Genomic DNA, 23,011 nt, shown 5'->3' on the forward strand with positions numbered 1-23,011 from the left:
ACCGCCGGACAATCTTCCAGTCGAGGGCCGCCCCAGCAGGGTCGGCCCTCGACTGCGTTAGCGTCTTCGGAGACGCAATGAGGAAGGATGTACCTGTGAGTTCAGGACCGCAGGGCGACGATCGCCCCCGTCGTTACGAGGACCGTGCCGAGCGCGGGCAGGGGCGTGGTGACGCCCGCCGCGACGACCGTCCGTCGTACCGGGGCGACCGCGACGACCGCTCGGGCGGCCCGCGAGGCGGCTTCCGCGCCGGCGACCGCGACAGCGGCTCCCGCGGAGGCGACCGTCGTGAGGGCGGTTTCCGTGGCGGTGACCGCCGTGAGGGCGGCTTCCGCGGTGGCGACCGCCGTGAGGGCGGTTTCCGCGGTGGCGACCGCGAGGGCGGTTTCCGTGGTGGCAGCCGCGAGGGTGGCTTCCGTCGCGAGGGCGGCGAAGGCGGCTTCCGCGGCGGTGAGCGCCGTGAGGGCAGCTCCGGCGGAGTACGCCGTGAGGGCGAATTCCGCGGTGGCGAGCGTCGCGAGGGTGGCTTCCGGGGCGGCGACCGCGAGGGCGGTTTCCGTGGGGGCGACCGCCGTGAGGGTGGTTTCCGCGGTGGTGACCGCGAGGGCGGTTTCCGTGGGGGCGAGCGTCGCGAAGGCGGCTTCCGCGGTGGTGACCGCGAGGGCGGCGGCTTCCGCGGAGGCGACCGTCGCGAGGGCGGCTTCCGTGGAGGCGACCGGCGTGAGGGCGGTGGCTTCCGCGGTGGCGACCGCGAGGGTGGCTTCCGTGGCGGTGAGCGTCGCGAAGGTGGCTTCCGCGGTGGTGACCGCGAGGGCGGTTTCCGTGGCGGTGAGCGTCGTGAGGGTGGTTTCCGCGGTGGTGACCGCGAGGGCGGTTTCCGTGGCGGTGAGCGTCGTGAGGGTGGTTTCCGCGGTGGTGACCGCGAGGGCGGTTTCCGTGGCGGTGACCGTCGCGAGGGTGGCTTCCGGGGCGGTGACCGCGAGGGCGGTTTCCGCGCTGGAGACCGCGAGGGCGGCGGCGTCCGCGGAGGCGACCGTCGCGAGGGCGGCTTCCGCGGTGGCGAGCGTCGCGAGGGCGGCAACCGCGAGGGTGGCTTCCGTGGGGGCGAGCGTCGCGAGGGTGGCTTCCGTGGGGGCGAGCGTCGCGAGGGCGGTTTCCGTGGCGGCGATCGTGAGGGTGGCTTCCGGGGCGGTGAGCGTCGTGAGGGCGGCTTCCGTGGCGGTGAGCGCCGGGAAGGCTTCGGCGGTGGCGAGCGTCGCGAGGGTTTCCGTCGCGACGAGCGGCCCGGTGGCTTCCGTGGCGGTGAGCGTCGCGAGGGTGGTTTCCGTGGCGGTGACCGTGAGGGCGGCTTCCGTGGGGGCGAGCGTCGTGAGGGCGGTTTCCGCGGTGGTGACCGTGAGGGCGGCTTCCGTGGCGGTGAGCGTCGCGAGGGCGGCTTCCGGGGCGGCGAGCGTCGTGAAGGTGGCCCCGGCGGCGAGCGCCGCGAGGGTTTCCGTCGCGACGAGCGGCCCGGTGGCTTCCGCCGGGAGGAGCGCGAGGGTGGCTTCCGCGGTGGTCGGGAGCGTACCGAGCGGGACGGTGAGCGCCGGGGCTACGGCAGCCGGGACGAGCGTGGCCAGGGCCCCGCGTACCGCGAGCGGCGGGACGAGCGCGCCGAGGGGCGTACGGGCGAGGCGCCGGCGCTGCCGGACGAGGTGGTCGCCACCGATCTCGACTCGACCGTCCGGGCGGAGCTGCTGTCGCTGGCCAAGCCGGTGGCGGAGACTGTCGCCCGGCACCTGGTCGCGACCGGTCTGCTGATCGACGACGACCCGGCCGAGGCGCTGGCGCACGCCATGGCGGCCCGCCGGCTCGCCTCGCGGATCGCCGCGGTGCGGGAGGCGGTCGGGCTGGCCGCTTACCACGCGGGGGAGTGGCAGACGGCCATCGCCGAGCTGCGCACCTACCACCGGATGAGCGGGCTGCAGAGCCACCTGGCGGTGCTGGCCGACTGCGAGCGGGCGCTGGGCCGTCCGGAGCGGGCCATCGACCTGTTCCGCGGGGCGGACCGGGACAAGCTCGACCAGGGCGTCGCCATCGAGCTGCTGATCGTGGCCGCCGGGGCGCGGGGCGACCTCGGGCAGAAGGACGCGGCCGTGGCCATGCTCCAGGTGCCCGAGCTGACCGCCGAGTCGACCGAGCCGTGGGCGGCGCGGCTGCGGTACGCGTACGCGGACGCGCTGCTGGCGGTGGGCCGGCGCGAGGAGGCGCGGGAGTGGTTCTCCCGGGCCGCCGACATGGACACCGAGGGCGAGACCGACGCCGCCGAGCGGCTGCTGGAGCTGGACGGCGTCGTCATCGAGGGTGACGACGAGGTGGACGAGGAGTTCGCCGCCGGTCCGGGCGCCCCGGGCGCCGTGCCGGCCCGTCCCGACGCCGACCTGACCGGCGACGCCAGCGACCTCGACGACGACGCCTACGACGACGAGGACGACCTCGACGACGAGGACGATGACCTCGACGGCGACGCGGACGAGGACGACGACCGGGGCGACCAGGACGACGACCGGCGCGACGGGGACGACGAGCTCGACGGCGACGCCCGGCTGCGGGCCGACGCCGACGTGGCGGACGCCGTGGCCGCCGACTCCGCCGACGCGGTGCCGGCCGGCGAGGGCGCCGAGTACCGGGACCGGGACGCGGCGGACCTGGGTGACGACGAGCTGACCGACGCGGAGGCGCGGTCCCTCGCTGCCGACACCCGCGCCGCCGCCGTCGACGCCGCCGGCCCGGACGTCTCGGGCGGCAACGCGACGAGCGGCAACGCGACGGGCGACGAGGCGCCGGAGCGCCGGTGACCGGGAGCGCCGGGGACGCGGGTTCCGGTCCGGATCGCGGGGAACGCGACCGGGCCGGAACGGGCGGCCGGCTGGTCGACGGGTACGCCCTGGTCGTCTTCGACCTGGACGGGGTGATCTACCTGATCGACCGGCCGATCCCCGGCGCGGTCGAGGCGGTCGGCAGGCTGCACGCCGAGGGCCGGTCGGTCGCGTACGCGACGAACAACGCCTCGCGCCGTTCCAGCGAGGTGGCCGACCTGCTCACCGGCATGGGCGTGCCGGCCGGGCCCGAGGAGGTGCTGACCTCCGCGGCCGCCACGGCCGAGCTGCTGCGCGACCGACTGCCCGCCGGCGCCCCGGTGCTGGTGGTCGGTGCGGAGGCGCTGCGCGCGGAGCTGCGCGCCGTGGGCCTGCGCCCGGTCTCGACGGTGGACGAGGAGCCCGCCGCCGTGGCCCAGGGATACGGCCCGCAGGTCGGCTGGTCGGACCTGGCCGAGGCGTCGCTGGCGGTCCGGGCGGGCGCGCCCTGGTACGCCACCAACACCGACCGCACCCTGCCCAGCCCGCGCGGCCCGCTGCCCGGCAACGGGTCGCTGGTGGCGGTGCTGCGCACGGCGCTGGGGCGGGACCCCGACGTGGTGGTGGGCAAGCCGGAGCCGGCGCTGTTCGCCACCGCCGCCCGACGGGCCGGCACGGGGCGGACCCTGGTGGTCGGCGACCGGCTGGACACCGACATCGAGGGCGCCCGCCGGGCCGGCCTGGACAGCCTGCTGGTGCTCACCGGGGTCAGCGACGTGGCCGAGCTGTTGGCCGCGCCCGAGGCGCGCCGGCCCGCGTACGTCTCCTTCGACCTTGCCGGGCTCTTCGACCCGGCGGCCGTGGTGCGGGTGCCGGGCGCGGCGGACGCGGGCGGCTGGTCGGCGACCGTGACCGACGTGGGGCTCGCCCTCGACGGCGCGGGACGCCCGCTGGACGCCCTCGCGGCGCTCTGCGCGGTGGCCTGGTCGACGGGGGCCGGCCCGCGGGTGCGGCCGGCGTCCGAGGCGGCGGGGGAGGCCCTGGCCGCGCTCGGCCTGGCCGACTGACCTACCCGTCAGAGCAGCTTGCGGAGCTTCATGAGGTCGAACGGGTTGGCCTTGATGGACACCCGCCGGGCCCCCACGGCCTTCATGATGTCGAGCTGACCGTGCACCAGGGCGACCAGGTCGTCGCTGCTGGCGCTCAGCGCGATCTTCGCCTTCGGGTCGTCGCCGTCGGCCAGGTCGACCAGCCGGCCGCCCTCGAGGCGCCCGTGGAACGCCGTGTCCAGGTCGGTGACCCGGCAGGCCAGGGTGCGGTCGAGGTCGATCCGGTCCTGCACGTCGGCGTGCCGGTCAAGCCGGGTGGCCAGATCCCGCAACGCCTGCCGGCACTCGTCCACGCTGGCCACATCGTCTCCTCACCACGCGCCACGCCGCTTCCCGGCACCGTACCGCAATGGGACGTCCGGGGCGCCCGGTAGCGTGACACCTGCACACCCCGCCCCGCGGAAGGACTCTGGCATGCAGGACGCGTGGCGCGCCTACCTCGAGCTGGCCATGGGCCTGACGGAGGCGCCCCGGAAGAAGGCCCAGGACGCCGTGAAGCGCGTGGTCGGCCAGGGCGGCGCGACCGCCGCCCAGCTCCAGTCGCTCGCCGAGGAACTGGTCTCCACCGGCCTGGCGAACCGGGAGGCGCTGACCAAGCTGGTCCGCTTCGAGGTGGACCGCGCCCTGGGCGCGGTCGGGCTGGCCACCGCCGACGAGGTCGCCGAGCTGACCCGCCGGGTGCACGACCTGGAGCGGCAGCTGCGCGAGGCCAAGGCCACCGGCGCCCCGGAGGCCGCCGCCCCGCGCGCCGTGGACGGCCCCGGCCCGGCCGCCGAGACCGCGGGAGCCGGCGAGGTGGCGCCCTACGGGGAGCCGACCGCCGAGCAGCCGGCCACGCCGGCCACCGAGCGGCCCACCCCGCCCGCCGGGCAGGCGGCCACGCCGGCCGCGGAGGCTCCGGTGTCGGCGCCTCCCGTGCCCGCGCGGACCAAGGCGGTCGCGAAGAAGGCCGTGGCGAAGAAGGCCATCGCGAAGAAGCCGGCCGCCACGGTCGCCCGGACCCCCGCCGAGGAGTCGCCGGCCAGCCCGACCCGGCCGGTCAGGAAGGCCGCCGGCCGCAAGGATTCCGGCGGTACGCGCTCGTGACCGCCCCGTTCCGCCCGGGCCCGCCGCCCGGCCCGCGCCCCGGGCCGCCGCCGGCCGGTCCCCGGCCCGGCCCGCCCCCGGGCGTCCGGCCGGCGCCGGTCGAGGAGGTCGGCGACGCGCGGCACCCCGCGGTGGACGCCGCCGTGCAAGCCATGATCAACGCCGAGGCGCTCTCCCCGGCGGACCAGATCCCCCAGTACGAGGCGGCGTACGAGACGCTGCGCGAGACCCTGGCCAGCATCGACCAGGCCTGACCCGAGGCGGAGAAGAACCACCGATGGCACGTCGTACCCGGCTGGATGCCGAACTCGTCCGCCGTGGCCTGGCCCGCTCCCGTGAGCAGGCCGCCGCGCTGGTGGAGGCCGGTCGCGTCCAGCTGCGCGGGGTGCCGGCCCGCAAGGCCGCCGCGATGGTCGACCCGGCCGACCCCCTGCTGGTGACCGGCGAGGACCCCGCCGCGGAGTACGTCTCCCGGGGCGGCCACAAGCTGGCCGGCGCGCTCGCCGCGTTCACCCCCGGCGGGCTGACCGTGGCCGGCCGGCGCTGCCTGGACGCGGGCGCCTCCACCGGGGGCTTCACCGACGTGCTGCTGCGCGCCGACGCCGCCGAGGTGGTGGCGGTCGACGTCGGCTACGGGCAGCTCGCGTGGTCGCTGCGCAACGACGACCGGGTGCACGTCTTCGAGCGCACCAATGTGCGGACCCTCACGCCGGAGGCGATCGGCGGCCCGGTCGACCTGACGGTGGCCGACCTGTCGTTCATCTCGCTGCGGCTGGTGCTGCCCGCGCTGGCCGGCTGCACGCGGCCCGACGGCGACCTGGCGCTCATGGTCAAGCCGCAGTTCGAGGTCGGCAAGGAGCGGGTCGGCGCGGGCGGGGTGGTCCGCGACCCCGAGCTGCGCGCCGAGGCCGTGCTCGACGTGGCCGCCGCGGCGGCGGGGCTCGGGCTGGGCCTGGCCGGGGTGGCCGCCAGCCCGCTGCCCGGCCCGAGCGGCAACGTGGAGTTCTTCGTATGGTTACGCCGGGACGCGGCCGCCGCGGACCCCGACCGGGTGCGCGCGGTGGTGGCCGCCGGCCCGCAGGGATTCCCGGCCGCCCGGCCGGAGGGCACGACTGAGGAGGTGTCCGGGTGAGCCGGACCGCTCTGCTGGTGACGCACACGGGCCGTCGGCGCAGCACCGAGCACGCTCGCGCGGTGGCGGCCGACCTCATCGCGGCCGGCTTCGAGGTGCGGGTGGTCGCCGAGGAGGCCGACGACCTGGACCTGCCCGGTGTGGTGCCGGTGACCGGCCCGGAGGCCGCCGAGGGCGCGGAGATCGTGTTCGCGCTGGGCGGGGACGGCACCTTCCTGCGCGCCGCCGAGCTGGCCCGCCCGGCGAAGGCGCCGCTGCTCGGGATCAACCTGGGCAAGGTCGGCTTCCTCGCCGAGGCGGAGATCGACGACCTGGACAGCGCGGTGCGCGACGTGGTCGGGCGCAACTACAGCGTGGACGAGCGGCTCACCCTCGATGTCACCGCCGAGTTCGAGGGCGGCCCGACCATCGAGTCGTGGGCGTTGAACGAGATCAGCGTGGAGAAGGGCGAGCGGGCCCAGATGCTGGAGCTGCTCGTCGACGTCGACGGCCGGCCACTGTCCCGCTACGGCTGCGACGGCGTGGTCTGCGCGACCCCCACCGGCTCCACGGCGTACGCGTTCTCCGGCGGCGGGCCGGTGGTCTGGCCCGAGGTGGAGGCGCTGCTGCTGGTGCCGATCAGCGCGCACGCGCTGTTCAGCCGCCCCCTCGTCACCGCGCCGACGTCCACCTTCGCGATCACCGTGGACCCGTTCACCACCCTGGCGGTGCTCTGCTGCGACGGCCGGCGGGTCTACGACCTGCCCCCGGGCGCCCGGGTCACCGTGCGCCGGGGCGCGCTGCCGGTGCGCATCGTGCGGCTCCGCGAGCGGCCGTTCACCGACCGCCTCGTCGCCAAGTTCGACCTGCCCGTGCAGGGCTGGCGCGGCAGCCGTCGCTGACCGGCGGCTCAGCGAAGACCCGTCGGGCCGGGCATCGGCCCGTTCGGCGTACCCGGGTGGGGCCGCGGGCGGGTTACGGTAGGAGCCTCCCCCGACGACGGCACGCCGCGCCGGTCCCGGCGTAGCCCGCCGGCACCGCTCGGCGGGTGGTCCCGCCTTCGCGGCGGGCGGGTTCGTCGGGGCCGGCAACGCCGTCCTCCGGGACGGCGCTCGGGGCGTCCGGACTGCGTCGAGGTGGAGTCCGGGCGGGGCGGTGAGGCCGCCCCCGCCCGGACCGCGCGGTCCGACGGTCGTGGCCCTGGCCAGGGGGTGGTCGGGTCCACGACGGTCGGGGTGTCGGAGGGAGTCGCGGCCGACCGCGGCGGGCGGACGGCGAGCCGCGCCCGGCCGGGTTTCGACCCCGGTCGGGTCGGCCGGATCGACGAGCCGCCGTCGGAGGAAACGGCGGCTCACGAACCGGGCGGCGACGCACTCGTTCCGGCACCCCGGCCATCGACCGCGCCGGCTCGTGCCCCCGCAGTCCCCGCCCCCGCGCTCCCGGCAATCCGCCCGACACCCGGTGGTCCGACCGCGGTCGACCCGTGTCCACCTGGCGACATGTCGCCGGTGCGGCGCGGTGTACCTAGTGACCGACCGATGATCTCCGTCGCAGACTCCGGTCGGCCGGCCTCAATCCCCCCCCCGAGGCCGGCCACCCGAGTAGAGGAGCGCATCGCATGCACCGGTCCCCACGCTGGCTCGCCGCCGGCGCGGTCGGCGCGCTGGTGGTCGGACTCGCCGTACCGGCGTCCGCCGACCCGCCCGCCCGGCCCACCGGCCCGAGCCCGGCCACGCCCGCCCCGGTCGCCGCACCCGTCCGCATCACCCTGATCACGGGCGACCAGGTCGACCTCGCCCCGGCCGCGCCGGGCCGGGTCGCCGCCACGGTCCGTCCCGGCCCCGGCCGGGAGCGGGTCACCTTCCACACCCTGGAGGTCGACGGCGGGCTGCGGGTGCTGCCCAGCGACGTCGTGCCGTACGTCTCCGCCGGGGTGCTCGACGCCGACCTGTTCGACGTGCAGGAACTGGTCGCCGACGGGTACGGCGACGCCGCGCAGGGCGCTCTGCCGCTGATCGTCCGCTACCAGCAGCCCGCCGCCGGCCGGGTCCGGCCGCTCGCCGGCGCCACCGCCGCCCGGCCGCTGGAGAGCATCAACGGCGCGGCGCTGCGGGTCGGCAAGAGCGACCTCGGCGGCCTGTGGACCACGCTGCGGGGCACCCCGGAGGCCCGGACGACCGGCGGCGCGCCGCGGCTCGGCGCCGGCATCGCCCGCGTCTGGCTGGACGGGCGGGTCCACGCGGACCTGGAGCACAGCGTGCCGCAGATCGGCGCCCCGGCGGCCTGGGCGGCCGGCCGGGACGGCACGGGCGTCCGGGTGGCGGTGCTCGACACCGGCGTCGACGCGGGCCACCCCGACCTGGCCGGTCGGATCGCCGAGGCGCAGGACTTCACCGGCAGCGGCAGCGCCCGGGACGGCCACGGCCACGGCACCCACGTGGCCTCCACCATCGCCGGCAGCGGCGCCGCGTCCGACGGGCTGCGCAAGGGCGTCGCGCCCGGCGCGCAGTTGCTGATCGGCAAGGTGCTGGACGACGGCGGCAGCGGCTACGACTCGTCCATCATCGCGGGCATGGAGTGGGCCAGCCACTCCGGCGCGAAGGTGGTCAGCATGAGCCTCGGCGGTCCCGCGACCGACGGCACCGACCCGATGAGCCAGGCGGTCGACGACCTCACCGCCGAGACCGGCACGCTCTTCGTGATCGCCGCCGGCAACAGCGGCGCCGCGGGCACCGTCGGGACGCCGGGCGCGGCCGGCACAGCCCTCACCGTCGGGGCCGTAGACCGCGACGACAACCTGGCCGACTTCTCCAGCCGCGGCCCCCGGATCGGCGACAACGGCCTGAAGCCGGAGATCACCGCGCCGGGCGTCGGCATCGCCGCGGCCCGCGCCGAAGGCACCACCATGGGTACGCCGGTGGACGAGGCGTACACGCGGGCGTCCGGGACGTCGATGGCGACCCCGCACGTGGCCGGCGCGGCGGCGATCCTCGCCCAGGAGCACCCGGACTGGACCGCCGGGAAGCTCAAGGACGCGCTGGTCAGCACGACGAGGGCGAACCCCGCGCTGACCGTCTTCGAGCAGGGCGGCGGCCGGGTCGACGTGGCCCGCGCGCTCAGCCAGCGGGTGTACGGCTCGGCCACCGCCGACTTCGGCCGGGTCGACACCGGCGGTGCGGTGGCGGATCGGACCGTGACGTACACCAACGGCACGTCCTCCCCGCAGACCCTGCGGCTGGCCCTCGAGCTGCGCAACCTGGACAGCGGCGCCGCCGAGCCGGACGGGGTGTCGCTCGACGGCACGGAGGTGACCGTGCCGGCCGGCGGCAGCGTGGACGTCCCGCTGCACGCCGACCCGGCGAAGCTGGACCGGGGAGTGCACGGGGGCTGGCTGGTGGCCACCGGCGCGGACGGTCTCGCGGTGCGCACGGCCGTCGGGCTCACCCTCAGCGGCCCGATCCACACCGTCACCCTGCGCGCGCTGGACATGGCCGGGCAGCCCGGCCTGGCGCCGGTGTTCACCCTCTTCGGCGAGCACCCCGAGTCGGACCACCTCGGTTGGATCCCCGGCGACGTGCAGGTGCAGGTCGAGGAGGGCCCGTACCTGCTCGAAGGGCTGATCGAGCACGGCGCGCCGTTGGACGAGCAGATCACCCTGGTCACCGACCCCGAGCTCATGGTGGATCGCGACCTCACCGTGGTGCTCGACCCGCGCAAGGGCACTCCGGTGCGGATCGAGACGCCGAAGCCGACCGAGCAGCGGGCGGCGATCAGCTTCTACGAGCACCGGGTCTTCGGCAACGGGCGGCAGGTCGACCACGGCGTCATGAACTTCAGCACGACCCAGCAGGTCAACGTCACCCCGACGCGGCCGGTGAGCCGGGGCGAGTTCGAGTTCGCCTCCCGCTGGCAGCTGGTCGCGCCCATGGTGGACGCCCAGGTCAGCAACGTCTCCGGTCCGCTGGACATCAACCTGCTCGGCCAGTCGCCGGCTCCGGCGGGCCGGCGGAAGCTCCCGCTGGTCTGGGCGGGCGACGGCACCGCCGCCGAGCTGGCCCGGGCCGGGGTCCGGGGTGCGGCCGCGCTGGTGGCCGGCAGCTACGACCGCGCCGAGGAGGACCAGATCGCCGACGCCACGGCCGCCGGCGCCGCCATGGTGCTCGTCGTCCGCCCGGCGGACCGGAGCGCGTGGACGGTCTGGCGCCCGGACGGGGACCGGCTGCCGATCCCGTCGCTGGTGGTCGCGTACGACGACGGACAGCCGATGATCGCGGCGGCGAAGCGCGGCCGCGCGACCCTGGACGTCACGCTGACCGTGGACAGCCCCTACCTCTACGACGTGTGGCAGGTGTCGAAGGGGCGGGTCCCGGAGCGGATCGTGCACCGGGTGACGGCGGACAACACCGCCGAGGTGACCACCCGCTACGCCGACACCGGCGGGTCCGACTGGGCCAGTGAGCAGCGGTTCGGCTGGCGCCCCTGGCAGGAGTACTCCTGGAACGACGACCAGCGGATGGTGCGTACCGGCACCACCCGGCAGGAGTTCGTCAGCGCCGGGGACAACTGGTGGCAGCAGCGGGTGCTGCACCGACTCACCTGGTCCTGGGGGCCGCTGCTCGGCGGGCTCACCCAGCAGCCCCGGCAGTACGCCGCCGACGACCGGGTCACCGAGACCTGGCACGCCCCGGTGGTCCGGCCGGCCGTGCCGGCGGGCGCCGGAGCGCCGGTGCCCACACGCACCGGCGACACCCTGAACCTGCCGGTGGCCGAGTTCGTCGACGCCGACGGCCACTACGCCGCGGCCGGCTGGGGCGAGGAGCAGGACACCGTCGAGCGCCGGCTGAGCCGGGACGGGCAGCAGATCGCCGACCTCGCCGGCGGCTGGGCGCCGGTGGCGACCACCCCGGGCGCGGCCCGGTACCGGCTGGACGTCACCACCCGGCGCGCCTCGGACGAGTGGCGGTGGGCCACGCGTACCGAGACGGCCTGGCAGTTCACCTCGGCCCGTCCGGACGGCGACGCGGCCCGGCCGCTGTCGCTGCTGCAGGTCGACTACCAGGTCCCCGCGGACCTGCGGGGCGAGGTGCCCGGCGGCCGGCCGCACCAGGTGGGGCTGACGCTGCGCCAGCCGGCCGGCGTACCGGCGCCCACCGGTGTAGGGGTGCGGGTGGAGGTGTCGTTCGACGGCGGAAGCACCTGGCGGAGCGTGCCGGTGCGCGGCTCGGGCGCGCGGTTCACCGCGACGGTGCCGGCCGGGCGCGGCACGGTGTCGCTGCGGGTGCACGCCGGCGACCGGGCCGGCAACACCGTCGACCAGACCGTGCTCGACGCGTACGGGCTGCGCTGAGCCGACGTCCGCGCGGGACGGACCCCCCTCGCCCGCGCGGACGTCAACCCCGTCCGTCCGGGTTGCCCGCCTACTACGGCGGTGGGCATCCCGGACGGCGCCGCCGCCGCCGCTGCCGCCGGCACCGCACTCGGGAAGCGGGGCCGGCGGCGGCGCGGCCGGTGGCGGGGGTGTCGGGCGGGTCAGAGCCAGCCGCGGCGGGCGGCCTGGTAGGCCAGACCCGGCCGGGTGTCGACCCCGGCCACGGTCATCAGGTCGGCGAGACGCCGCTGCACCGTGCGGCGGCTCACGCCGAGCTGCGAGGCGATGGACTTGTCCGGCACCCCGGCCACGAAGAGCGACAGCAGCCGGACCTCCTCGGCGTCCGGCCGGTACCCCCCGCCCGCCCGGTCCTCGACCGGCGCGGCGGACGAGCTCACCGGCGTCGCCATGAGCCAGTGGCTCTCGAAGAGGGCGAGCAGCGCGTCGAGCAGCTGGCTGCGGCCGATCACCGCGGCGGTCGGTTCGCCGCTGCCCCGCTCCGGCACCAGCGGGCACACCGCCGTCCGGCCGTCCACGATGGCCAGCCGCACGGGCAGCCGGTCGAGGACGCGGGCCTGCTCGCCGGCGCGTACGCCCTGCTCGACGTCGGCGAGGGCGCCCGGTTCGAGGAGCATCTCGCGCTCGTAGATGGCCCGGTAGCGGACGCCGCGGGCCAGCGCGTCGAACTCCTCGACGTTCTCCTGGCCCGCCATGGCCAGGGGGTTGGCCCGGCAGAACCACAGCACCTCGGACCGGGCGCCGTTCTGCAGGTCGCGGAGGCGCTCGCGGAGCGCCCGGGCGCCGGTGACCACCTCGACCAGGTGTGCGGCGTCGTGCCGGCGCATCCCGGCCCGGTACTCCTCGGTGAGCTGGGTGACCGCCGCGCGGGCCGACTCGAGGGCCTCCTGGCGGCGCAGCAGCGCCTCGCCCAGCGGGACGTCCGGCGCCAGCGGCCGCAGCGGCGCGTCGGGGTCCGGGCCGACCGGCGGCACGAGTCCCTTGCCGCGCAGGGTGTCGAGCTGGGCCAGGATGTCCGCGCGCGGGCGGCCCAGCCGCTCGGCCAGCTCACCGACCCGGGCGGTCGTGAGCTGCACCAGGCAGCGGTAGAGCCGCTCCTCGTCCGGGGTCAGGCCGATCACGTCCAGCACGGGGCAGAACTGTACGACCCCACCGGCTGCCCCGCGCCGGCTGGTCAAGTGTCGGAGGACGCGTCTACTGTCGGGTGCTGTGCTGGAAGAGCTGCGCATCACCGGACTGGGCGTCATCGAGGACACCACGCTGCCGCTGACCGGCGGGATGAACGTCATCACCGGCGAGACCGGTGCGGGCAAGACCATGGTGGTGACCGGCCTCGGCCTGCTCTTCGGCGGCCGGGCCGACGCGGGCCGGGTCCGCGCCCAGCCCGGCCGCGCCGTGGTGGAGGGCCGGTTGCGCCTGCTCGGCCGGGTGGCCGAGACGGTGCACGCCCGGATCACCGACGCGGGCGGCGAGCCCGACGAGGACGGCTCGCTGCTGCTGAGCCGCACGGTCACCGTCGAGGGCCGGTCCCGCGCGCACCTGGGCGGGCGCAGCATGCCGGTGTCGATGCTGGGCGAGGTCGGCGAGCAGGCGGTGGCCGTGCACGGCCAGTCCGACCAGCTGCGGCTGCTGCGCCCGGCCGAGCAGCGGGCCGCGCTCGACCGGTTCGCCGGCCCGGAGCACGAGAAGCTGCTCGACGCGCTGCGCGAGGCGTACACCCGGTGGCGGGCGGTGGTCGACGACCTGGCCGACCGGCGGCGCAACGCCCGTGAGCGCAACCAGGAGGCCGACCTGCTCCGGCTCGGCCTCGACGAGATCACCCGGGTCGACCCGCAGCCCGGCGAGGACGACGAGTTGAAGGCGGAGGCGCAGCGCCTGGAGCACGCCGAGGGGCTGCGCACCGCGGCGCAGGTGGCCCAGCAGTGCGTGGCCGGCGGCGTGGAGGCGGCCGACGACACCCCCGACGCCACGGCGCTGCTCGGCACCGCCCGTCGCACGCTGGAGGCGCAGGCGGGCACCGACCCGGCGCTTGGCGAGCTGGCCGCCCGGCTGGAGGAGGCGGCCACCCTGGTCACCGACGTCTCCGCCGAGCTGTCGAGCTACCTCGCCGCGCTGGACGCCGACCCGGCCCGTCTCCAGACGGTCTACGAGCGCCGGGCGGCGCTGCGCGGGCTCACCCGGAAGTACGCCGACGACGTCGACGGCGTGATCGCCTGGGCCGAGCGGGCCCGCACCCGGCTGTCCGACCTGGACACCTCCGACGAGCTGCTGGACGAGCTGGACAAGGAGGCGGCCCGGCTCGCCGGCGAGGTGGCCGATCTGGCCGGCCGGGTCTCCACCTCCCGGCAGGAGGCCGCGGTCCGCTTCGCCGAGCAGGTCACCGTCGAGCTGGCCGGTCTGGCCATGCCGCACGCCCGGATCGAGGTGGCCGTGCTGCCCCGGCCGGTCGGCCGGTCGGAGCCGAGCCTGCCGGTCAACGGGGTCGAGGCCGGCGTCGGGCCGGACGGCGCCGACGAGGTGGAGCTGCGGCTGCTCGCCCACCCGGGCGCGCCGGCGCTGCCGTTGCAGCGGGGCGCCTCCGGCGGCGAGCTGTCCCGGGTGATGCTCGCCATCGAGGTGGTGTTCGCCGGGTCCGGCGGCCCGCCCACCCTGGTCTTCGACGAGGTCGACGCCGGTGTCGGCGGGCAGGCCGCCGTGGAGATCGGCCGGCGGCTGGCGCGGCTGGCCCGCAGCCACCAGGTGCTCGTGGTCACCCACCTGCCCCAGGTCGCGGCGTTCGCCGACCGGCATCTCGTGGTGGCGAAGGACACCGGGGGAGCGGTCACCACCAGCGGCGTGCGGGTGGTGGAGGACACTGAGCGGGCCCGGGAGCTGGCCCGGATGCTCGCCGGTTTGCCGGACTCGGATCTGGGTATCGCCCATGCCGAGGAACTCCTGGCCGTGGCGGCCAAGGAAAGGCGTCCGTGATCCCGAGATTGTGAGCGCAAGCACACCGGCGTGCGCTCCGGTGTGCTTCCCTGGGTAGGCGGCCCTGCTCAGGCATGTCGCGACAGCAAACCCTGCCTCACATGCCAGGATGGTCACGATGCGTCTACCCACGTTGCGCCGGACCCGGAACGCGGAGCCGGGCTCGATCCTCGGCACCGCGCGCCTCGACCGCCGGACGAAACGCCTGGTCGGCCGGCTGCGCCCGGGGGACATCGCGGTGATCGACCACGTCGACCTGGACCGGGTGGCGGCCGACTCGCTGGTCGCCGTGGGGGTCGCCGCCGTGCTCAACGTGAAGCCGTCGGTCTCGGGGCGTTACCCGAACCTCGGCCCCGAGGTGCTGATCTCGGCCGGCATCCCGCTCCTGGACGACCTCGGTGAGAGCGTGTTCGAGCAGATCCGCGAGGGCGACGTGGTGCGCATCGAGGGCAACACGGTCTTCGTCGGCGAGGAGCCGGTCGCCCACGGCGCCCTCCAGGACGCCGAGACGGTCGCCAAGTCGATGGCCGACGCCCGGGAGGGGCTGTCGGTGCAGTTGGAGGCGTTCGCCGCCAACACCATGGACTACCTCAAGCAGGAGCGCGACCTGCTGCTCGACGGCGTCGGCGTGCCGGAGATCCAGACCCAGCTCCAGGGCCGGCACTGCCTCATCGTGGTCCGCGGCTACGACTACAAGGCCGACCTGGACGTGCTGCGCCCCTACATCCGCGAGTTCAAGCCGGTGCTGATCGGCGTGGACGGCGGCGCCGACGCGCTGGTCGAGGCCGGCTACACCCCGGATATGATCATCGGCGACATGGACTCGGTCACCGACGACGTGCTGCGCTGCGGCGCCGAGGTGATCGTCCATGCCTACCCGGACGGCCGGGCGCCGGGCCTGCCCCGGGTCAACGGCCTCGGCGTGCCGGCGATCACCTTCCCGGCCGCGGCGACCAGCGAGGACCTGGCCATGCTGCTGGCCGATGAGAAGGGCGCCTCGCTGCTGGTGGCCGTCGGCACGCACGCCACCCTGGTGGAGTTCCTCGACAAGGGCCGGGGCGGCATGGCCTCGACCTTCCTGACCCGGCTGAAGGTGGGCGGCAAGCTGGTCGACGCCAAGGGCGTCAGCCGGCTCTACCGGCAGAGCATCTCCGGCTCCTCGCTGCTGCTGCTCATCCTCTCGGCGGTGGCCGCGATGGCCTCCGCGGTGGCGGTCTCCACGGTCGGCAAGGCGTATTTGGGCGTGGTGTCGGAGTGGTGGGACAATTTCGTGTTCCAGCTCGGCCAGCTCTTCTAGCTCCCCGACGATCAAGAGGCTGCAAGCGTGATCAACTTCCGCTACCACGTGGTGTCCCTGACCGCGGTCTTCCTGGCGTTGGCGATCGGCCTGGTGGTCGGCACCGCCGCCCTCAACGGGCCGGTGGCCGACTCGCTCAAGGAGCGGGTCAACGGCCTCAGCAAGGACAACTCGCTGATGCGCCAGTCGGTCAACAACCTCCAGAAGGAACTGGACATGGAGGAGGACTTCGCCGCCGAGATGGCGCAGGTCGTCCTCCCCGGCAAGCTGAGCGGCCGGCGGGTGCTGGTGCTCAGCCTGCCCAGCGGCCGGGACCACACCGAGGGCGTCGTGAAGATGCTCCAGCTCGCCGGGGCCAACGTCACGGGCCGGATCGACGTGCAGGACAAGTTCGTCAACCCGGACAGCAACAACAACCTGCTGGAGTTGGCCGTCACCGCGGCACGCCCGAACAGCGTGCCCACCTCCGGCCTGCCGGGCAACGGGCACGGTGTGGAGACCTCCAGCGCGCTGCTCGCCAGCGTGCTGCTGGACCGGCCGCAGGGCCAGCCGGCGGTCACCGACGCGGACCGCCGGGCGGTGGTCCAGCAGTACGTCACCTCCGGCTACCTCACCTCGGAGAACAAGATCTCCGGCGCCGCCGAGGCGGTCGTGCTGGTCAGCGGCCAGCCGTACGTCGACAAGTTCTCCGCGGAGAAGGACGAGTCGGTGGTGAAGATCGCTGAGCAGTTCGACCGGACCGGCGCCATCGTGGTCGCCGGCATGGGCTCGGCCGGCGGCAACGTGGTCTCCGTGGTGCGGGGCGACCCGGTGCTCGCCCAGACCATCTCGACCGTCGACAACGCCAACACCGTGCAGGGCCAGCTGGTCACCAGCCTGGCTTTGGTGCAGCAGTTGACCGAGAAGAAGGCCGGCCAGTACGGCGTCGGCGACAACGCCGCCGCGCTGCTGCCTAAACTGCCCCAGTGACCGCTTGGGCCGGCGTCTGTCCGGTCCGTACCGCGTCGCGCTGGACATCCGGATCGGAGGAGTCGCGTGAGACTGGGTCGGCTGCTGGCCGTCGGCGCGGGGGCACTGGCCGCCCGCTACGTGCTGCGGGAGGTACGCAGCTCGCCGAGCGCGCCGGCGCTGGAACGCACCAACTTCCGGGGCCGCACCGTCACCCTGGCCGCCGGCCCGGCCCTCGCGGTCGGGGCGGCCACCGCAAGCGCGATCGGCGCGGGCAGCGCCCCGGCCGGCGCCGCCGCCCTGCTCGCCGGAGTGGGCGCGGGCTCCGTGGGTCTCTACGACGACATCGTGGGCGCGCGCCCCGACCAGAAGGCCGCCAAGGGCTTCGCCGGGCACCTGGCCGCGCTGCGCGAGGGCCGGGTCACCGCCGGGCTGGTCAAGATCGCCGGAGTGGGCGCGGCCGGGCTCGGCGCCGCGGCGCTGCTCGCCGCCGACAAGCGGGTCGCCGCGCACCCCCGTCGGCAGCGCGCCGGCGCCTTCGGCCGCGGGCTCGACGTGCTGCTCGGCGCCGGCGTGGTGGCCGGCACGGCCAACCTCGTCAACCTGCTCGACCTGCGCCCCGGCCGGGCGCTGAAGTCCGGCATGCTGCTCGGCGCCCCGCTGGCCACCGGCCCGTACGGGGGCATCGCGGCGGGCGCGGTCGGTGCGGCCGCCGGACTGGTCCGGGAGGACCTCGACGAGCGCGTCATGCTCGGCGACAGCGGCGCCAACGCGCTCGGCGCCCTGCTCGGGGTGAGCCTGGCCGCGCGGACCGGGCCGCTGGGCCGGGCCGGGGTGCTGGCGGTGCTCGCCGCGCTCACCGCCGCCAGCGAGAAGGTGAGCTTCACCCAGGTGATCCAGCGGACCCCGGGGCTGCGGCACCTCGACGAGCTGGGTCGGCTCGCCGACTGACGTGACGAAACCGGCACCCGTCGCCGTCGCCGGCCGTGTGGCCGGGGCGGCCGCCCTCATCGCCGTCCTCACCGTGGTCAGCCGGCTCGCCGGCTTCGGCCGCACCGCCGTCTTCACCTGGACGCTCGCCCCCACCGACCTCGGGGGCGCGTACCTGGTGGCCAACTACGTCCCGAACTTCATCTTCGAGATCGTCGCCGGTGGGGCGCTGGCCAGCCTCGTCGTACCGCTGCTGGCCGGCGCCGTCGAGGCGGGGGAGCGGCGGGCGGTGGCCGCCACCACCGGGGCCCTGCTCACCTGGACGCTCAGCCTGCTCGTGCCCCTGGCCGTGCTGGTGGCGCTGCTCGCCGACCCGCTGATGGGGCTGCTCGGCCACGGCCTGGACGCCGCCCAGCAGGAGGCCGGGGCGCGGATGCTGCGGGTCTTCGCCCCCCAGTTGCCGCTCTACGGCGTCGGCATCGTGCTCACCGGCGTGCTCCAGGCGCACCGGCGGTTCGCCTGGCCGGTGATCGCCCCGCTGCTGTCCAGCGTCACCGTGATCGTGGTCTACCTCGGCTTCACGGCCGCCGAGGGGCGGCTGGCCCGCGTCGCCGAGGTCGGCCGGGGCGGCGAGCTGCTGCTGTCCGGCGGCACCACGCTCGGCGTGGTGGTGCTGTCGCTGTCCCTGCTCATCCCGCTGCGCCGGCTCGGGCTGCGGCCACGCCCCGGCTTCCGGTTCCCCGCCGACGCCCGGGCCCGGGTCGGCGGCCTGGCCGTGGCCGGGGTGGTCACCGTCGCCGCCCAGCAGATCGCCCTGGTCGTCGCGCTCAACCAGGTCACCTACGGCCGGACCGCCGACGTCGGCGTCTACAACCTGGCCCAGACGATCTACTTCCTGCCCTGGGCGGTGCTGGCCGTGCCGGTCGCGGTGGCCGCGTACCCGACCCTGGTGGCGTCCCGGGCGGCCGGCGACGAGCGGGCCTACCGGGAGACGCTCGCGCCGGCGGTCCGCGGGGTGGTGCTGTTCAGCCTGCTCGGGGCCGCCGCGCTGGCCGGCACGGCCGTCCCGGTCGGGCACTTCTTCTTCGACCCCGCCAACGCCGGCACGGCCGCGGCGGGCATCGCGGGCTTCGCCCCCGGCCTGCTCGGCTACGGCCTCTTCGCGGTGCTCACCCGGGCCCTCTACGCGCGTCGGGAGACCCGGTCGGCCACCGTCGCCACCGCGCTCGGCTGGCTCAGCGTGCCGGCGCTGGCCCTGCTGCTCGGGCGCCTGCTGCCCCTCGCGGACCGGGTGCTCGCGGTGACCCTGGCCACCTCCGCCGGCATGCTGCTCCTCGGCGGGCTGCTGATCGCCGCCGTGCGGCGCTCCGCCGGGCCCGCCGCCCTGGCCGGCGTCGGGCGGGCCGGGGCCGCCGGCCTGCTCGCCGCCGCGGTCGCCGCGCTCGGCGGCGCGGCCACCGCCCGGGGACTCGCCGGGCTCACCGACGGGACCCCGACGACGGCGGAGGCCCTCGCGCAGGGCATGCTGTCCGGGGTCGTGGTCGGCGCCCTGTTCCTCGCCGTCGCCTGGCTGACCGACGCCCGCGACCTCCGGCCGCTGCTCGCGGCCGTGACCCGCCGGCTCGGCCGGCGCCGCCCGCCCGGCGGGGGCGACGGCCCGGGGGCGGACCAGCACCCCGGGGAGCGGGGCGACGGAAAGGAGACCGTTTCCTCATGACGGACGCCTCGTCGGCGCCCCGGTGGCCCGGCTCGGTTGCCCTGGTGCTCGCCTCCAGCACCGGCGGGGTGGGGCAGCACATCCGCTCGATCGCCCGGGGCCTCACCGAGGCCGGCGCGTCCGTGCTGGTCTGCGGCCCGGCCGCCACCCAGGACCAGTTCGACTTCACCGGAGCCGGCGCCCGGTTCACGCCCGTGGAGATCCCGGCCAGCCCCACCCCGGCCGACGCGCGGGCCGTCACCGCGCTGCGCCGGGCCCTCGCCGACACGCCGGTCGACGTGGTGCACGCGCACGGGCTGCGCGCCGGCCTGGTCGCCGTCCTCGCCCGCCCGGCCGCCCCGCTCGTGGTCACCTGGCACAACGCCGTGCTGGCCGGGGGACTGCGCGGCGGGCTGTCCCGGCTCGCCGAGCGGATCGTCGCCCGCAACGTCCGGGTCGCCCTGGGCGCCTCCGCCGACCTGGTCGACCGGGCCGCCGCGCTCGGCGCCGCCGACGCCCGCCTCGCCCCGGTCGCCGCGCCGGCGCTGCCCGCGCCGCGCCGCCGCCGGGCCGCCGTCCGCGCCGAGTTCGGGGTCGGCCCCGACCGCCCGCTGATCCTCTCGGTGGGCCGGCTGCACCCGCAGAAGCGGTACGACATCCTGGTCGACGCCGCCGCCCGGTGGCGGGCCCGGCAGCCCGCGCCGCTCGTGGTGATCGCCGGCAGCGGGCCCGCGTACCTGCAACTCGCCGCGCGGATCTCCGCCGCCCGGGCGCCGGTGACCCTGCTCGGGCACCGCACCGACGTGGCCGACCTGCTGGCCGGCGCCGACCTGGCCGTGGTGACCAGCGACTGGGAGGCCCGCCAGCTCTTCGCACAGGAGGCGCTGGGCGCCGGCGTGCCGCTGGTGGCGACCGCCGTCGGCGGCCTGCCGGAGCTGGTCGGCGACGCCGCCGTGCTGGTCCCCGCCGGTGACGTGGACGCCGTCGACGCGGCGGTGCGCGGCCTGCTGGACGACGAGACCCGCCGGGCCGAGCTGGGCCGCCGTGGCGCCGCCCGGGCCGCCACCTGGCCGACCGAGGCGGACACCACGGGCGCCCTGGTCGACCTCTACGCGGAGCTGACGCCCGAGCACTCGACGGGGACCCGGTGATGCTGCGCAGACTGACCCCGGTGCTGCTGACCCTGGTCGTGGTGGTGCTCGGCATCACGGCGCTGGCCGCCCGCCCGGACAACGGCGCCGCCGAGCGCAGCGCCGACTTCGTGGTGCTGGCCGGGGCGGCCGGGCTGCGCTGGGAGGACGTCGACCCGCAGACCACCCCCACGCTGTGGCGGATGGCCGAGCAGGGCTCCATCGGCTCCCTCTCGGTACGCTCCGCGCACCGGCCCACCTGCCCGGTCGACGGCTGGCTGACGCTGGGCGCCGGCAACTTCGCCGCCAGGAACGGCAGCCGGCCGGACGGGGGCTGCCCGGCCACCGGGGTGACCGTCGAGCAGCCCGACGGGATCGGCGCGAACCTGCCGGACCAGGAGGGCGTGGTCGCGTACAACCAGGACCGGCTCTCCTGGGGGGCCACCCCCGGGGCGCTCGCCGAGTCGGTGCGCTGCTCGGTGGCGGTCGGGCCGGGCGCCGCGGTGGCCGCCGCCCGCCCGTTCGGCCGGGTCGACCGGTACGCGCCGGTGCTCCCCGCCGACCCGGCGAAGCTGCTCGGCTCCTGCGTGCTGAGCATCGTCGACCTGGGCACCGTCGACGGGGAGGACCCGGACAGCCGGGCCGCCCAGGCCCGCCAGGTGGACGCCGAACTCGCCCGGGTGCTCGCCGCCCGGCCGCCGCGCTCGCTGGTCATGGTGGCCGGGGTGTCGGACACCGACACGCCGTCGCGGCTGCACGTCGCGGTGGCCGACGGCCCGGGCTGGGAGCGGGGCTGGCTCACCTCGCCGAGCACCGCCCGCGAGGGCTACCTGCAACTGGTCGACCTGGCCCCCACCGCGCTGGCCGCCCTCGGCCGGCCGATGCCCGAGCGGCTCTTCGTCGGCCGGCCCGCCCTGTCGGTCGACGGACGCCCCGACGACCTGCGGGCCGCGATCGACGCGCCGGCCGACGCGGACCGGGAGGCCGCCGCCCAGCGCCGGGTCGCCGGCTGGTTCTTCACCCTGCTGGCCGCCGCCCAGGTGGCCCTCGCCGTGGCCGTGCTGCCGCTGCTGCGCCGGGCCCGCCGGCACGCCGGCCCGCACGGACCCGAGCCGGTGTCCCGGCGGGTGGTGGCCGTGGTGGAACTGCTGTTGATCGGCGCCGCGCTCGCCGTGCCGGCCGCCCTGCTCGCCGACGCCGTGCCGTGGTGGCGGGGGCAGCACGCCGGCTGGTGGTTCGCCTCGGTGACCGCCCTGCTGGTCGTGGGCGGCACCGCCGCGGTCCGGTTCAGCCCCGGCCACGAGCGCACCCTCGGTCCCCTCGGCGCGGTGGCCGGGCTGGCCACCCTGGTGGTCGGGGTGGACGTGCTCACCGGCTCCCGGTTGCAGCTCAACGGCGTGGTCGGCTACTCCGCCCTGGAGGGCGGCCGGTACGCCGGCCTGGGCACCGTCGGGCTGGGCGTGTTCCTCGCCGGTTCGCTGCTCTGCGGCGGCTGGCTGGCCCAACGGGTCCGCCGGGCGTGGCGCCCGGCGGTGATGGTCGCGGTCGGCGGGGCGGCCGTGGTGATCGTGGGCAGCCCCTATCTGGGCGCCGACTCGATCGGTGCCATCGCGCTCACCGCCGGGGTGAGCGTCGCCGCCGCGATCTGCTCCGGCGGCTGGCTGACCGTGAGCCGGCTGGCCTGGGCGACCATGGCGGGGCTGGCGGTCACCATCGGCTTCGCCGTGGTGGACGCGGGCCGGCCGGAGGCCGAGCGGGGCAGCCTGGGCCGGTTCCTCGCCGCCCTCGGCGACGGCACCGGCGGGCTCACCGTGCACCGGTCCAGCGCCGCCAACTTCCAGACCCTGGTGAACAGCCCGCTCACCGTGCTGGCCCTGGCCGGCGCCGCGCTGGTCTGGTTCGCCCTGCTCCAGCCGTGGGGCGGGCTCATGCGGCTGTTCGGCATCTACCCGGCGATCCGGGCGGCGATGGCCGGCACCGGGGTGGCCGCCGGTCTCGGTGGCGTGCTGGGCGGCTCGGCCCTGGACGTGGCCGGGGCGGCGGGGGCCCTGGTGGTGCCCATGGCGGCCCTCGCGGCCCTGCGGGTGCTCGACCACTCCACCGACCGCACCCAGCCCGGCAGCGGCCGTCCGGGCGACGAGGGCGGGGCGACACCGCCCGACGGCCCCAGGGGGGAGGGGCCCAGCGGCGGACGCGCGGCCGGGACCACCGGCGGGGGCCGCTCCGGCCGACCCGACCAGGACGCGGCCGACGCCCCGGAGGGCGCCCCGGCCGTGCCCGGCCGGGGCACGCCGGCGCCGGACGCGGCCGCCGGCCGGGCGCCCCGGGTGCCGGCCCAGCCGGGTCCGGCATCGACCGAGGTGCCCGCCGGCTGAGCCGGATACGGCTTCACGTGCGCCGACGGTGGGTGCGACACCGCTGCGGGGCCGGGGAGGTGTTACCGTGGAATCCCGTGGATCGCGTGATCACTTGGCTGATCGGCACGGCGGTTCGCACGACCGCTACGGACGACAC

Annotated in this window: 16 protein-coding genes and 1 pseudogene; 14 read left to right on the top strand and 3 right to left on the bottom strand. The window is 76.6% G+C overall.

Annotated features, from left to right (window positions below; genetic code table 11):
- Window positions 1–101: 101 nt before the first annotated feature.
- A complete protein-coding gene (locus tag FXF50_RS28135; protein WP_187399863.1) occupies window positions 102–1,832 on the bottom strand; it encodes a hypothetical protein in 1,731 nt (576 codons plus the stop codon).
- Here FXF50_RS28135 and FXF50_RS30060 point away from each other — a divergent pair.
- Both FXF50_RS30060 and FXF50_RS28145 read left to right on the top strand, forming a co-directional pair.
- Window positions 1,779–2,442 (top strand): annotated as a pseudogene (locus FXF50_RS30060) (tetratricopeptide repeat protein); the annotation flags it as partial. The gene FXF50_RS28135 and the pseudogene FXF50_RS30060 overlap by 54 nt on opposite strands.
- A gap of 466 nt (window positions 2,443–2,908) precedes the next feature.
- Complete coding sequence (locus FXF50_RS28145) at window positions 2,909–3,904, top strand: HAD-IIA family hydrolase (RefSeq protein WP_255510232.1); 996 nt, start codon at window positions 2,909–2,911, stop codon at window positions 3,902–3,904.
- Window positions 3,905–3,912: 8 nt separating this feature from the next.
- Here the strand turns inward: FXF50_RS28145 and FXF50_RS28150 are convergent, their stop codons facing one another.
- Window positions 3,913–4,248 carry an SCP2 sterol-binding domain-containing protein gene (locus FXF50_RS28150; protein WP_148431952.1) on the bottom strand — a complete coding sequence of 112 codons (336 nt, stop codon included), beginning with the start codon at window positions 4,246–4,248 and terminating at the stop codon, window positions 3,913–3,915.
- A 112-nt stretch (window positions 4,249–4,360) separates the two neighbouring features.
- Between FXF50_RS28150 and FXF50_RS28155 the strand changes: the two genes are divergently transcribed.
- From FXF50_RS28155 to FXF50_RS28175, 5 genes are all read left to right on the top strand, one after another.
- Entirely contained in the window at window positions 4,361–5,032 is a 672-nt protein-coding gene (locus FXF50_RS28155) for a phasin family protein (protein ID WP_148431953.1), read from the top strand.
- Window positions 5,029–5,286, top strand: coding sequence for a hypothetical protein (locus FXF50_RS28160; protein ID WP_148431954.1), 258 nt, complete (start codon window positions 5,029–5,031; stop codon window positions 5,284–5,286). Before FXF50_RS28155 ends, FXF50_RS28160 begins: the two co-directional genes overlap by 4 nt.
- Before the next feature lie 23 nt (window positions 5,287–5,309).
- A complete protein-coding gene (locus FXF50_RS28165; protein WP_148431955.1) occupies window positions 5,310–6,164 on the top strand; it encodes a TlyA family RNA methyltransferase in 855 nt (284 codons plus the stop codon).
- Window positions 6,161–7,045 carry an NAD kinase gene (locus tag FXF50_RS28170; protein WP_148431956.1) on the top strand — a complete coding sequence of 295 codons (885 nt, stop codon included), beginning with the start codon at window positions 6,161–6,163 and terminating at the stop codon, window positions 7,043–7,045. Before FXF50_RS28165 ends, FXF50_RS28170 begins: the two co-directional genes overlap by 4 nt.
- Before the next feature lie 716 nt (window positions 7,046–7,761).
- Window positions 7,762–11,490 carry a S8 family serine peptidase gene (locus tag FXF50_RS28175; protein ID WP_148431957.1) on the top strand — a complete coding sequence of 1,243 codons (3,729 nt, stop codon included), beginning with the start codon at window positions 7,762–7,764 and terminating at the stop codon, window positions 11,488–11,490.
- A gap of 182 nt (window positions 11,491–11,672) precedes the next feature.
- On the opposite strand, the gene FXF50_RS28180 is transcribed toward FXF50_RS28175, so the two are convergent.
- Entirely contained in the window at window positions 11,673–12,659 is a 987-nt protein-coding gene (locus tag FXF50_RS28180; RefSeq protein ID WP_148431958.1) for a helix-turn-helix domain-containing protein, read from the bottom strand.
- Window positions 12,660–12,738: 79 nt separating this feature from the next.
- On the opposite strand from FXF50_RS28180, the gene recN reads away from it, so the two are divergent.
- The 7 genes from recN to FXF50_RS28215 all read left to right on the top strand — a co-directional run bounded on the left by recN (window position 12,739) and on the right by FXF50_RS28215 (window position 22,872).
- The gene (gene recN, locus FXF50_RS28185) at window positions 12,739–14,496 is read left to right on the top strand and encodes a DNA repair protein RecN (RefSeq protein WP_148431959.1); all 1,758 of its coding nucleotides are present in this window, start codon (window positions 12,739–12,741) and stop codon (window positions 14,494–14,496) included.
- Window positions 14,497–14,614: 118 nt separating this feature from the next.
- Window positions 14,615–15,793: a putative cytokinetic ring protein SteA gene (steA, locus tag FXF50_RS28190; RefSeq protein ID WP_148431960.1), complete on the top strand. Its 1,179-nt coding sequence runs from the start codon at window positions 14,615–14,617 to the stop codon at window positions 15,791–15,793.
- A 27-nt stretch (window positions 15,794–15,820) separates the two neighbouring features.
- Window positions 15,821–16,762: a copper transporter gene (locus FXF50_RS28195; RefSeq protein ID WP_148431961.1), complete on the top strand. Its 942-nt coding sequence runs from the start codon at window positions 15,821–15,823 to the stop codon at window positions 16,760–16,762.
- A gap of 66 nt (window positions 16,763–16,828) precedes the next feature.
- A complete protein-coding gene (locus FXF50_RS28200) occupies window positions 16,829–17,692 on the top strand; it encodes a hypothetical protein (RefSeq protein ID WP_148431962.1) in 864 nt (287 codons plus the stop codon).
- A 1-nt stretch (window position 17,693) separates the two neighbouring features.
- The gene (murJ, locus tag FXF50_RS28205) at window positions 17,694–19,388 is read left to right on the top strand and encodes a murein biosynthesis integral membrane protein MurJ (protein ID WP_148431963.1); all 1,695 of its coding nucleotides are present in this window, start codon (window positions 17,694–17,696) and stop codon (window positions 19,386–19,388) included.
- Complete coding sequence (locus FXF50_RS28210) at window positions 19,385–20,518, top strand: glycosyltransferase family 4 protein (protein ID WP_148431964.1); 1,134 nt, start codon at window positions 19,385–19,387, stop codon at window positions 20,516–20,518. Before murJ ends, FXF50_RS28210 begins: the two co-directional genes overlap by 4 nt.
- Window positions 20,518–22,872, top strand: coding sequence for a hypothetical protein (locus FXF50_RS28215; RefSeq protein WP_148431965.1), 2,355 nt, complete (start codon window positions 20,518–20,520; stop codon window positions 22,870–22,872). The genes FXF50_RS28210 and FXF50_RS28215 overlap by 1 nt, the downstream gene beginning before the upstream one ends.
- Window positions 22,873–23,011: the final 139 nt, after the last annotated feature.

This window comes from Micromonospora sp. AP08 (assembly GCF_008085935.1).
Lineage (GTDB): Bacteria > Actinomycetota > Actinomycetes > Mycobacteriales > Micromonosporaceae > Micromonospora > Micromonospora chersina.

What these genes read in the sequence shown, in the direction of transcription:
- FXF50_RS28155 (WP_148431953.1), top strand. Translation starts at nt 4,361, where the DNA reads ATGCAGGACGCGTGGCGCGCCTACCTCGAGCTGGCCATGGGCCTGACG.
- FXF50_RS28210 (WP_148431964.1), top strand. Translation starts at nt 19,385, where the DNA reads ATGACGGACGCCTCGTCGGCGCCCCGGTGGCCCGGCTCGGTTGCCCTG.
- FXF50_RS28165 (WP_148431955.1), top strand. Translation starts at nt 5,310, where the DNA reads ATGGCACGTCGTACCCGGCTGGATGCCGAACTCGTCCGCCGTGGCCTG.
- FXF50_RS28215 (WP_148431965.1), top strand. Translation starts at nt 20,518, where the DNA reads ATGCTGCGCAGACTGACCCCGGTGCTGCTGACCCTGGTCGTGGTGGTG.
- FXF50_RS28175 (WP_148431957.1), top strand. Translation starts at nt 7,762, where the DNA reads ATGCACCGGTCCCCACGCTGGCTCGCCGCCGGCGCGGTCGGCGCGCTG.
- steA (WP_148431960.1), top strand. Translation starts at nt 14,615, where the DNA reads ATGCGTCTACCCACGTTGCGCCGGACCCGGAACGCGGAGCCGGGCTCG.